Here is a 13,309-nt window from a genome sequence, read left to right as displayed (position 1 = left end):
ATGACAAGAGAAGACAAATTACAAGTAATACAAGATTTAACAGCAAGATTAGCAGATACAAGTACCATCTATTTAGCAGATATTTCTGGATTAGATGCAGTTACTACTTCAAATCTAAGAAGAGCTTGTTTTAAAGCAAACGTAGAGTTAGCTGTTATTAAAAACACATTGCTTGCAAAAGCAATGGAAGCTTCTGATAAAGACTTCGGAGACTTACCAGCTGTTTTAAAAGGAAATACTTCAATGATGATCTCGGAGGTGTCTAACGCCCCTGCTAAAGTTATCAAAGAGTTCAGAAAAAAATCAGAGAAGCCTTTATTAAAAGGTGCTTTTGTTGAAGAATCTGTTTATGTTGGAGATGACCAATTAGACGCATTAGTTAACATTAAGTCTAGAGAAGAGCTTATTGGAGATATTATCTCATTATTACAATCGCCTGCTAAGAATGTTGTTTCAGCATTACAATCAGGAGGTAACAAGTTATCTGGTATCTTAAAGACATTATCAGATAAATAAGTACGCGCACAAATAAACTAAATAATAAAATTTCAAAACACAATTAAAATGGCAGAATTAAAAGATTTCGCAGAGCAATTAGTTAACTTAACAGTAAAAGAAGTTAATGAATTAGCTGATATTTTAAAAGATGAGTATGGTATTGAGCCAGCAGCAGCAGCAGTAGCAGTAGCAGGTCCAGCAGCAGGAGGAGATGCAGCAGATGAGCAAACTGAATTTGATGTTATCTTAAAAGCAGCAGGTGGTTCTAAATTAGCTGTAGTAAAGTTAGTTAAAGAATTAACTGGATTAGGTTTAAAAGAAGCTAAAGCAATCGTTGATAGCGCACCAGCACCAGTAAAAGAAGGAGTATCTAAAGATGAGGCTGAAGGTCTTTTAAAATCTTTAGAAGAAGCAGGAGCTGAAGCAGAGATTAAGTAATCTATATTCCTGGTTTTAACTAGGTAAAACAATTAAGGTTTAGGTACTAGAAACATCCGTTTCTGGTCCTAAACCATTTTGTGTATATATTCGTTCTTTATTTTATTACATCTGTAACACTATAATAGTACGACTGTAAAGAGCTAACGCTGAGTTAGCAAAGCAATTAAAATTGCATTATTGAAACGAGATAGTTTCAAAAAATAATATTTTTAATTTAAAAATAGCATCTCTTTTGGCAACGATAAACACTACTGAAAGAATTAACTTCGCATCATCGCAATTAGGTACCGATTATCCAGACTTTTTGGATATTCAGGTGAAATCTTTCCAAGATTTTTTCCAATTGCAAACCAAAGCTGATGAGCGAGGTGAAGAAGGTTTGTACAAAACCTTCATGGATAACTTTCCGATTACAGATACCCGTAATCAATTTGTATTAGAATTTTTAGACTACTTTGTAGATCCACCAAGATATAGTATACAAGAATGTATTGAAAGAGGTTTAACACATAGTGTTCCTTTAAAAGCAAGATTAAAGCTTTACTGTACAGATCCTGAACACGAAGATTTTGAAACTATTGTTCAAGATGTGTATTTAGGTACTATTCCTTATATGACAAATTCTGGAACCTTCATTATTAATGGAGCGGAACGAGTTGTTGTATCTCAATTACACCGTTCACCAGGGGTGTTTTTTGGACAATCTTTTCATGCAAACGGAACTAAGTTGTATTCTGCAAGAGTAATCCCTTTTAAAGGATCTTGGATAGAATTTGCAACTGATATCAATCAAGTAATGTATGCTTATATTGATAGAAAGAAAAAACTACCAGTAACTACGTTATTCAGAGCCATTGGTTTTGAAAGAGATAAAGATATATTAGAAATTTTTGATTTAGCAGAGGAAATTAAGGTTTCTAAAGCAGGATTAAAAAAAGTATTAGGGCGTAAATTAGCTGCTAGAGTTTTAAAAACTTGGCATGAAGATTTCGTTGATGAAGATACCGGTGAAGTGGTGTCTATTGAACGTAACGAAATTGTTTTCGACCGTGATACCATCATAGAGAAAGAACATATTGATGAAATAATTGACGCAGGTGCTAAAACTATCTTATTACATAAGGTAGATAATGACATGGCCGATTATGCCATCATTCACAATACACTGCAGAAAGATCCTACGAATTCTGAAAAAGAAGCAGTAGAACACGTCTACAGACAATTACGTAATGCTGAGCCGCCAGATGAGGAAACAGCAAGAGGAATTATTGAAAAATTATTCTTCTCTGAGCAACGTTATAGTTTAGGTGAAGTTGGTCGTTTTAGAATGAACACCAAGTTACAGTTAAATGAGCCGATTGATCAGAAGGTATTAACTAAGAATGACATTATTACCATTATCAAATACTTAATTGAGTTAATTAACTCAAAAGCAGAAGTAGATGATATTGACCATTTATCTAACCGTCGTGTAAGAACTGTTGGTGAACAATTAGCAGGTCAGTTTGGTGTAGGTTTAGCTCGTATGGCTCGTACTATTCGTGAAAGAATGAATGTACGTGATAACGAGGTATTTACTCCTATTGATTTAATTAATGCGAAGACCTTATCTTCAGTAATTAATTCGTTTTTTGGAACCAACCAGTTATCTCAATTTATGGATCAAACCAATCCATTAGCTGAGATTACGCACAAACGTCGTTTATCAGCACTAGGACCTGGAGGTTTATCTAGAGAAAGAGCAGGATTCGAGGTTCGTGATGTTCACTATACACACTACGGACGTTTATGTCCAATTGAAACTCCTGAGGGACCGAATATTGGATTAATTTCATCTTTAGCAGTATTTGCAAAGGTTAACAGTTTAGGTTTTATCGAAACACCTTATAAAAAGGTTATCGAAGGAAATGTAGATGTACACCAAGAGCATATATATTTAAGTGCTGAGGAAGAAGAAGGAATGAAGTTTGCACAGTCTAATTTAGAGGTAAGTGCAGCTGGAGATTTTGTTGGAGATAAATTAATTTCACGTGAAGGGGGAGATTTCCCTGTAGTAACACCTACTGAAATTGATTATATGGATGTTGCCCCTAACCAGATAGCATCTATATCAGCATCATTAATTCCTTTCTTAGAGCATGATGATGCCAATAGAGCCTTAATGGGATCGAACATGATGCGTCAAGCAGTTCCATTATTGCGTCCAGAATCACCAATTGTAGGTACAGGATTAGAGCGTAGAGTTGCAAAAGATTCTCGTATTTTAATCAATGCTGAAGGTCCTGGAGTTATTGAGTATGTTGATGCTAATAAAATTAGAATTAAGTATGACAGATCAGATGAAGAGCGTTTAGTTAGCTTTGATTCAGATGATATTTCATATAACTTAATTAAGTTTAGAAAAACGAATCAAGGTACGAACATTAACTTAAAACCAATTGTAAAAGTTGGAGATAGAGTTGAAGAAGGTCAAGTACTTTGTGAAGGATACGCAACACAAAAAGGAGAATTAGCTTTAGGTAGAAATATGAAAGTAGCCTTTATGCCTTGGAAAGGGTATAACTTTGAGGATGCGATTGTAATTTCAGAAAAAGTTGTTCGTGAAGATATTTTCACTTCTATTCATATTGACGAATATTCATTAGATGTTCGTGATACGAAATTAGGAGCTGAAGAATTAACAAACGATATTCCTAACGTTTCAGAAGAGGCTACTAAAGACTTAGATGAAAATGGAATGATTCGTATTGGTGCAGAGGTTAACCCAGGAGATATCTTAATTGGTAAAATTACTCCAAAAGGTGAATCTGACCCAACTCCTGAAGAAAAATTATTAAGAGCTATCTTTGGTGATAAAGCAGGTGATGTAAAAGATGCATCACTAAAAGCTTCTCCATCATTAAGAGGGGTAGTAATTAATAAAAAATTATTCCAACGTGCTGTAAAAGATAAAACAAAACGTGCAAGAGATAAAGAAGCTATTGCTGTTTTAGAAGCATCTTATGTACACAAGTTTGAAGATTTAAAAGATTTATTAATTGAAAAATTATTTAATCTTATTACAGGAAAAACTTCTCAAGGAGTATTTAATGATTTAGGAGAGGAAGTGTTACCAAAAGGTAAAAAATTCACTCAAAAAATGTTAAATTCTGTAGGTGATTTTACGCACTTACACGGAACTTGGACTACCGATAAAGACTTGAATAGATTAGTTGTTGAATTAGTTCACAATTATAAAATTAAAGTTAACGATTTACAAGGTTCTTTACGTCGTGAGAAATTTACAATTTCTGTAGGTGATGAATTACCAGCAGGAATCTTAAAACTTGCAAAAATTTATGTTGCTAAAAAACGTAAATTAAAAGTAGGAGATAAGATGGCAGGACGTCACGGAAATAAAGGTATTGTTGCTCGTATTGTTAGAGCTGAAGATATGCCTTTCTTAGCAGATGGAACACCTGTTGATATTGTATTAAATCCATTAGGGGTACCATCGCGTATGAATATTGGTCAGATTTATGAAACTGTTCTTGGATGGGCAGGTCAAAAATTAGATCAAAAATATGCAACACCAATTTTTGATGGAGCAAACATTGACCAAATTAACACCTTAACAGATCAAGCAGGAATTCCACGTTACGGACATACCTATTTATATGATGGAGGTACAGGAAAACGTTTCGATCAGCCAGCAACGGTAGGGATCATTTATATGATTAAGTTAGGTCACATGATTGAAGATAAAATGCATGCGCGTTCTATCGGACCTTACTCTTTAATTACACAACAACCACTTGGAGGTAAAGCTCAATTTGGAGGGCAGCGTTTTGGAGAGATGGAAGTTTGGGCATTAGAAGCATATGGTGCATCAAGTATATTAAGAGAAATCTTAACCGTTAAATCTGATGATGTATTAGGTAGAGCCAAAACTTACGAAGCAATCGTAAAAGGTGAAACTATGCCAGAACCAGGTTTACCAGAATCATTTAATGTATTAATGCACGAACTGAAAGGTTTAGGATTAGATGTTAAATTAGAGGAATAACAAACAGTGAAATATCATTCGATAATCGTCAGTTTTGATGAATTATCGAATGATAAATCATTTTAAATATACGCCTTAATTAGAGGCAATTTTTAATTCGAATCCATTACTTATTATGGCAAGAAAGAACGAAAAATACACTGTTAAAAAGTTTAACAAAATTTCAATTGGTTTAGCATCTCCGGAGTCTATTTTAGAGGCATCTAGAGGTGAGGTTTTAAAACCAGAAACTATAAATTACCGTACACATAAACCAGAAAGAGATGGGTTGTTTTGTGAGCGTATATTCGGTCCTATAAAGGACTATGAGTGTGCCTGTGGTAAATACAAAAGAATCCGTTATAAAGGAATCATTTGTGACCGATGTGGGGTTGAAGTTACCGAGAAAAAGGTACGTAGAGATAGAGTAGGTCACATTAATTTAGTTGTACCAGTAGCACATATTTGGTATTTTAGATCATTGCCTAACAAAATGGGATACCTTTTAGGGTTGCCATCTAAAAAGTTAGACATGATTATTTACTACGAACGTTACGTAGTAATTCAAGCAGGTGATGCTAAAACTGCTGAAGGAGAGTCATTGAATAAAATGGACTTCTTAACAGAAGAAGAGTATTTAGATATCTTAGATACACTTCCACAAGAAAACATGTATTTAGATGATACAGATCCTACTAAGTTTATCGCTAAAATGGGAGCTGAATGTTTAATCGATTTATTAGAAAGAATTGATTTAGACTCTTTATCATTTGAATTACGTCATAAAGCAAATACTGAAACTTCTAAGCAACGTAAAAACGAAGCATTAAAGCGTTTAAATGTTGTTGAAGCTTTTAGAGATTCTCAGAAAAATAGAGAGAACAATCCTGAGTGGATGATTATGAAGGCTGTACCAGTTATACCGCCAGAATTACGTCCTTTAGTGCCATTAGATGGAGGTCGTTTTGCTACTTCAGATTTAAACGATTTATACCGTCGTGTAATTATCCGTAATAATCGTTTAAAACGATTAATGGAAATTAAAGCACCTGAGGTTATTTTACGTAATGAAAAACGTATGTTACAAGAATCAGTAGATTCTTTATTTGATAACACACGTAAATCATCAGCAGTAAAAACAGAATCTAACAGACCGTTAAAATCGTTATCTGATAGTTTGAAAGGGAAGCAAGGTCGTTTCCGTCAAAACTTACTAGGTAAGCGTGTTGATTATTCTGCACGTTCGGTAATTGTTGTTGGACCAGAATTAAGATTATTTGAATGTGGATTGCCAAAAGATATGGCAGCAGAATTATACAAACCTTTCGTTATTCGTAAGTTAATAGAAAGAGGAATTGTAAAAACTGTAAAATCTGCAAAGAAAATTATAGATAGAAAAGAGCCAGTTGTTTGGGATATCTTAGAAAATGTAATTAAAGGACATCCAGTTTTATTAAACCGTGCACCTACATTACACCGTTTAGGTATTCAATCTTTTCAACCAAAATTAATTGAAGGAAAAGCGATTCGTTTACATCCATTAGCATGTTCGGCATTTAATGCCGATTTTGATGGAGATCAAATGGCTGTTCACTTACCATTAGGGCCTGAAGCTATTTTAGAAGCTCAGATTTTAATGTTAGGTTCTCACAATATTTTAAACCCTGCAAATGGAGCACCAGTAACGGTACCATCTCAGGATATGGTATTGGGTCTTTATTATATGACTAAAGAAAGAAAATCTACACCTGAAGTGCTTATTAAAGGTGAAGGATTAACTTTTTATTCTCCAGAAGAGGTTATTATCGCCTTAAATGAAGAAAGAGTAGACTTAAACGCAGGTATAAAAGTTCGTACAGCAGATGTTGTAGATGGCGAACATATAACTAGAATTGTAGCAACTACGGTTGGTAGAGTTTTATTTAATGAAAAAGTACCAAAAGAAGCTGGATATATTAATGAGGTTTTAACTAAAAAATCATTAAGAGGTATTATTGGTGATATTTTAAAAGTAACTAATATTCCTGCTGTTGGAGATTTCTTAGATGAAATTAAAAATATGGGGTATAAATACGCCTTTGAAGGTGGTTTATCTTTCTCATTAGGAGATATTATTATTCCTGAAGAAAAGGAAGGGATGATTGCTGAAGCTAATAAAGAGGTGGACGTAATTGTATCTAACTATAACATGGGAATGTTAACTAACAAAGAACGTTATAATCAGGTAATTGATATTTGGGGGTCTGCAAATAACAGATTAACAGAATTATCTATGAAGCGTTTACGAGAAGATCAGCAAGGGTTTAACTCGGTATTTATGATGCTTGATTCTGGTGCAAGGGGTTCTAAAGAACAAATTCGTCAGTTAACAGGTATGCGTGGATTAATGGCAAAACCTAAAAAATCAACCGCTGGAGGTGGAGAAATTATTGAAAATCCAATTCTTTCTAACTTTAAGGAAGGATTATCAATTTTAGAATACTTTATCTCTACTCACGGTGCTCGTAAAGGTTTAGCGGATACGGCTCTTAAAACAGCCGATGCTGGTTACTTAACTCGTCGTTTAGTAGATGTATCACAAGATGTAATTGTAAACGAAGTTGATTGTGGAACTTTAAGAGGGTTAGAAGTTGCCCCTTTAAAGAAAAATGATGAAATCGTTGAATCATTATCTGATAGAATTACAGGGCGTACATCTTTAAATGATGTATATGCACCAAATTCTGATGATATTATCGTTGCTTCTGGTGAATTAATTACATCAAAATTAGCAAATACAATTCAAGCAAGCGGTATTGATAAAGTAGAAGTTCGTTCGGCATTAACATGTGAATCTGAAAGAGGAATTTGTGAAAAATGTTACGGACAATCATTATCAACAGGTAAAAAAGTTCAAAGAGGTGAAGCAGTTGGTGTAATTGCAGCACAATCTATTGGAGAGCCTGGTACACAGTTAACATTACGTACTTTCCACGTTGGAGGGGTAGCAGGAAACATTTCTGAAGAGAATAAGTTGATTGCAAAATATGAAGGTAATGTTAAAATTGAAGATTTACGTACTGTAAATGGTAAAGATAAAGACGGAAATGAAATAGAAATAGTTATTTCACGTACTGCCGAAATCAAAATCATTGACAAAAAGACAGAAATCGTATTAAGTACAAACATTATTCCTTATGGTTCAATTATCTTTAATAAAGATATGAAAACCATTAAAAAAGGAGATGCTGTATGTCAGTGGGATCCATTTAACGGGGTTATCGTATCTGAATTTGGAGGACGTGTGAAGTTTGATAACTTAGAACAAGGTATTAATTATACTGTTGAAGTTGATGAGCAAACTGGTTTCCAAGAGAAAGTTATGATTGACTCTAAAAACAAAAAAATCATTGCTTCATTAATTATTGAAGATGCTGATGGTAATGCGTTACGTTCGTATAGTTTACCAGTAGGTGCTCACTTAATGATTAGCGATGGTGATAAAGTTGAAACAGGTCATACTTTAGTGAAAATTCCACGTAAGTCTGGTAAAGCAGGCGATATTACAGGAGGTTTACCACGTGTAACAGAATTATTTGAAGCACGTAACCCATCTAATCCAGCAGTAATTGCTCAGATTGATGGTGTAGTATCTTTCGGTAAAATTAAGCGAGGAAATCGTGAAATTATTATTGAATCTAAAACAGGAGATATTACTAAGTATTTAGTAAAATTATCAAACCAAATTTTAGTTCAAGAGAACGATTTTATTAAAGCAGGTATGCCTTTATCTGATGGAGCGACAACGCCTATCGATATTTTAAATATTCAAGGACCTTCAGCGGTACAACAATATTTAGTAAACGAAATTCAAGAAGTATATCGTTTACAGGGTGTAAAAATTAATGACAAGCATTTCGAAGTAGTAGTACGTCAAATGATGCGTAAAGTTAGAATTATTGATTCTGGAGATACCTTATTACTAGAAAATCAATTAATTCATAAGAATGACTTTATCAAAGACAATGATGCTATCTACGGAATGAAAGTTGTTGAAGATGCAGGAGATTCTGAAAATTTACAAGCAGGACAGATTGTTTCGGCACGTCAATTAAGAGATGAAAATTCTATTTTACGTAGAGCAGATAAAAATTTAGTAGCCGCTCGTGAAGCGAAACCAGCAACAGCTGAACAAATTTTACAAGGGATTACTAGAGCTTCGTTACAAACGAAATCATTTATATCGGCAGCGTCGTTCCAGGAAACTACTAAAGTATTAAACGAAGCCGCAGTAAACGGTAAAATTGATACCTTAGAAGGATTAAAAGAAAATGTAATTGTAGGTAAACGTATACCAGCAGGTACAGGAATGAGATCTTACGATCGTCAGATTGTAGGGCCTAGAGAAGAAATGGAAGAAAATTTATAATTTTTAATACAAAGGCCTCTAAATTTTTTAGAGGCCTTTTTTTATTATTAATATTATGGAAAACAATAAAGAACCACAATTAAATATTGAATTAGATCAAGATATTGCTGAAGGAACCTATAGTAATTTAGCGATAATCAATCATTCAGTATCAGAATTTATCGTTGATTTTATCAATATTATGCCAGGTATTCCAAAGCCAAAGGTAAAATCAAGAATTATTTTAACACCACAACATGCTAAAAGACTTGCAAAAGCTTTGGTTGAAAATGTTCAAAAATTTGAACAAACAAATGGTGAAATTAAAGACTATGAGCAGGTACCAATTCCAATGAATTTTGGAGGGACAACAGGGGAAGCTTAAAAACAAAAAAAAACGTCTATAATTAGACGTTTTTTTATTTTTAAGTAAAAAATGTTTTAAAATCCTGTTGAAATATCTTTTAAGGCTTGTTTATCAAGAATAAAAACTTCTTTTCCTTTTAAATCAATTAGTTTTTTCTTTTTAAATTCAGAAAGTAATCGAATTGCCGATTCGGTGGCTGTACCAATAATATTGGCAATATCTTCTCTAGATAATTGAATATCTAAAGCCCCATTTTCATTTTTAGTAAATTTACGATTAAGGTTTAATAAGGTAGAAGCTAAGCGCTGTTTAACGGTTTTTTGAGCCATATCAACAATAAAATCATCCGCAGTTTTAAGGGAAGATGCCATTGTTTTAAGAATATCCATGGTAAATTTTTGGTTTTCTTCTAAATCTCTAACAATTTCTTCTTTAGGGATAAAACAAATCTCCATATCATTTATAGCAATTGCTTTTAAATTAGAGGCTTCATCATTAATTAAACTTCGCTCGCCTAGTAAATCACCTTTTCTTACCAAATTTACAATTTGATCTCTACCATTATCACTCATTTTTGAGACTTTACAAATACCTTTTTTAACACAGAAAATACCATTAATATGCTCACCTTCTTCAAACAAAACAGTTCCTTTTTTTATGGTTTTAGATGTTTTACACCCCGCAACCCGAATCAATTCATCTTTTGTGAGTGATTTTAAAGAATTAAGTTGACGAATAGCACATTGTTCACACTTGCTCATAGTAATTTTTAGTTAGGCTAGTTCAAAGATAACAAAAAGCTGATATATATCATGTTTTAATTACGCTTCTTATAAGACCTTTGCACTAGGCAAAAGAGTAAATATGGAAAACACAAAATGTTTTCATTGTGGTAACGAATGTGATACCAAAACCATTACTATAAAAGAGAAATCTTTTTGTTGTAATGGTTGTAAGACGGTTTTTGAAATTTTTTCAGAAAATGATTTAACCTGTTACTATGATTTTCAAAACAATCCTGGAGCAATTCCAGAAGAAATTCAAGGAAAATACGACTTTCTAGACAACGCATCTATTACCGATAAACTACTAGAGTTTAACGACGGTAATTTGCATGTTGTTAACTTATATATACCCCATATACATTGTAGTTCGTGTATTTGGGTGTTAGAAAACGTGCATAAATTGCAACGAAACATTAGTTCGGCGCAAGTTGATTTCCCTAAGAAAACAGTTCGAATTACGTATAACTCAGAAATTATTTCGTTAAAAGAAATTGTGTTATTATTGAGTTCTATCGGGTATGAACCGTATATCAGTTTAGAAGATTACGAAGTAGGCAAAAAGAAAGTTGACCGAAGCTTAATTTATAAATTAGGAATTGCAGGTTTTTCTTTCGGAAATGTCATGTTTTTATCGTTTCCAGAATATTTTGAAGTGACTGGTTTTTGGTTGGAACAATACAAAGAGATATTCCGTTGGTTGATGTTTTTCTTCTCATTACCTGTAGTTTTTTATGCGGGGCAAGATTATTTTATATCGGCATATAAAGGTTTACGTGCTAAAATTTTAAATATTGATGTTCCTATTGCTTTAGGAATTGCTGTTTTATTTATCCGAAGTTCTGTTGAAATTATTTTTGATATCGGAACTGGTTTTTTTGATAGTTTAACAGGCTTGGTTTTCTTCTTGTTATTAGGGAAGTTTTTTCAACAGAAAACCTATAATTTCTTGTCTTTTGAACGTGATTATAAATCGTATTTTCCAATTGCGGTAACTCGAATTTCATCCGAAGGAAAAGAAGAAAATGTACAAATTTATGATGTTGAAAAAGGCGACAGATTATTAATCAGAAATCAAGAATTAATTCCTGTTGATGGAATTTTAATCAACGGAAATGCAAAAATCGATTACAGTTTTGTTACAGGTGAAGCAGTTCCTGTAATTAAAAAATCGGGTGATAAATTATTTGCAGGTGGAAAGCAATTATCGGGAGTTGTAGAAATGGAAGTTTTAAGCTCGGTTTCGCAAAGTTATTTAACCCAATTGTGGAGTAATGATGTGTTTAAGAAAGATAAAAACTCCTCATTTAAAACATTGACAGATCGTATAAGTCAGAATTTTACAGTTACCGTTTTAATAATTGCTTTTATTTCCACTGCATTTTGGCTGTATTTTGATTCAAGCAAAGCTTTAAATGTATTTACTGCTGTCTTAATTATTGCATGTCCGTGTGCAATCGCTTTAGCAGCTCCGTTTACTTTAGGGAATATGCTTCGTATTTTAGGAAAGAAGAAATTCTACTTAAAAAATGCTACGGTTGTAGAGCAGTTAGCAGCAATTGATACTGTTATTTTTGATAAAACAGGAACACTTACAACAAGTAAAGAAAATCAAATTGAGTATAAAGGAAGTGAAGTGTCATCCGAAGAAAAAGTACTTTTAAAAAGTGTTTTACGAGCGTCAAATCATCCGTTAAGTAGAATGTTATACGGTTTTTTATCGGCAGAAATGTTGCCTGTTGATAGTTTTAAAGAGTACACAGGAAAAGGAATTGAAGCTAGATGTAATGGGGTAGATGTAAAAATAGGTTCGTCATCTTTTGTGAATAATACCAAAGAAAAACTCAATTTAGATACTTCTGTACATATTGGTTTTGATGGAATTTATAAAGGAAAGTATGTGTTTAAAAATGCGTACAGAAATGGCGTAAAAGACTTGTTTTCGGAATTAAATACAAATTATAATTTAGCAGTTGTTTCTGGTGATAATGAAGGCGAAAAGAAATTTTTAGAAGATTTATTACCTAAAAACACCTCATTTTTATTCAATCAAAAGCCAGAAGATAAATTAAATTACGTTGAAAATTTACAAAATAAAGGAGAAAGCGTAATTATGATTGGTGATGGCTTAAATGATGCAGGGGCATTGGCACAAAGTAATGTTGGAATTTCATTATCAGAAAATATTAACGTGTTTTCTCCTGCTTGTGATGCTATTTTAGATGCTTCAAAATTTAATGAAATTGGCAATTATATAAAGGTATCAAAAAAGGCAATTAAAATAATAAAGTATAGTTTTATATTGTCGTTATGTTATAATTTAATTGGGTTGTATTTTGCTACAACAGGACAATTAAAGCCTGTGATTGCCGCAATTTTAATGCCTTTAAGTTCTATTAGTATTGTTTTATTTACAACGATTGCAACAAATTTATTAGGAAAAAAAATAAAATAATTTAAAAGATAATACTTATGAAAGTAGCCTCATTTTTAGAAGATATTAAGTTTAATGAAAACAAACCTGCCGTATCATTATTATTGGATACGGGTTTTTCAAAAGAAATTCGCATTGTTTTTAAAAAAGGACAAGTAATGGAAGCGCATCAAGCACCTTTTGCAATAATTGTTCAGGTGATAAAAGGTTGTATTGATTTTGGCGTTGAGGGAGCGATAAAGCAATTAAATGCTGGGGATATAATTTCATTAAAACCACAAGTAGTACATGATTTAACAGCAGTAGAAGAAAGTGTTGTACGTTTGTCATTATCAAAAACAGATACTTTAAAAAGAGTTGAAAACGTATAAAAGAG

General features: G+C 32.8%; 8 protein-coding genes. 7 read left to right on the top strand and 1 reads right to left on the bottom strand.

Annotation, left to right across the window (positions count from 1 at the left end):
* From rplJ to DPIF8902391_RS05315, 5 genes are all read left to right on the top strand, one after another.
* Entirely contained in the window at window positions 1-516 is a 516-nt protein-coding gene (gene rplJ / locus DPIF8902391_RS05335; protein WP_058885597.1) for a 50S ribosomal protein L10, read from the top strand.
* Between the two features lie 48 nt (window positions 517-564).
* On the top strand, window positions 565-936 hold the full coding sequence (rplL, locus tag DPIF8902391_RS05330; RefSeq protein ID WP_058885596.1) for a 50S ribosomal protein L7/L12: 372 nt from the start codon (window positions 565-567) through the stop codon (window positions 934-936).
* A 235-nt stretch (window positions 937-1,171) separates the two neighbouring features.
* Window positions 1,172-4,984, top strand: coding sequence for a DNA-directed RNA polymerase subunit beta (gene rpoB, locus DPIF8902391_RS05325; protein WP_058885595.1), 3,813 nt, complete (start codon window positions 1,172-1,174; stop codon window positions 4,982-4,984).
* A gap of 115 nt (window positions 4,985-5,099) precedes the next feature.
* Window positions 5,100-9,371 (top strand): DNA-directed RNA polymerase subunit beta', encoded by a 4,272-nt coding sequence (gene rpoC / locus DPIF8902391_RS05320; RefSeq protein ID WP_058885594.1) that lies wholly within the window; start codon window positions 5,100-5,102, stop codon window positions 9,369-9,371.
* A gap of 55 nt (window positions 9,372-9,426) precedes the next feature.
* Window positions 9,427-9,735, top strand: coding sequence for a DUF3467 domain-containing protein (locus tag DPIF8902391_RS05315; RefSeq protein ID WP_058885593.1), 309 nt, complete (start codon window positions 9,427-9,429; stop codon window positions 9,733-9,735).
* A gap of 56 nt (window positions 9,736-9,791) precedes the next feature.
* Here DPIF8902391_RS05315 and DPIF8902391_RS05310 read toward each other — a convergent pair whose 3' ends face one another.
* A complete protein-coding gene (locus DPIF8902391_RS05310) occupies window positions 9,792-10,478 on the bottom strand; it encodes a Crp/Fnr family transcriptional regulator (RefSeq protein ID WP_058885592.1) in 687 nt (228 codons plus the stop codon).
* Window positions 10,479-10,581: 103 nt separating this feature from the next.
* Between DPIF8902391_RS05310 and DPIF8902391_RS05305 the strand changes: the two genes are divergently transcribed.
* Complete coding sequence (locus tag DPIF8902391_RS05305; RefSeq protein WP_172505243.1) at window positions 10,582-12,954, top strand: heavy metal translocating P-type ATPase; 2,373 nt, start codon at window positions 10,582-10,584, stop codon at window positions 12,952-12,954.
* 17 nt (window positions 12,955-12,971) lie between these two features.
* The gene (locus tag DPIF8902391_RS05300; protein WP_058885590.1) at window positions 12,972-13,304 is read left to right on the top strand and encodes an AraC family ligand binding domain-containing protein; all 333 of its coding nucleotides are present in this window, start codon (window positions 12,972-12,974) and stop codon (window positions 13,302-13,304) included.
* Window positions 13,305-13,309: the final 5 nt, after the last annotated feature.

The organism is Tenacibaculum finnmarkense genomovar ulcerans (assembly GCF_900239495.1).
In the GTDB taxonomy this organism is placed as follows: Bacteria; Bacteroidota; Bacteroidia; order Flavobacteriales; family Flavobacteriaceae; genus Polaribacter; species Polaribacter ulcerans.
This window is presented reverse-complemented; position numbering and strand designations above follow the sequence as displayed.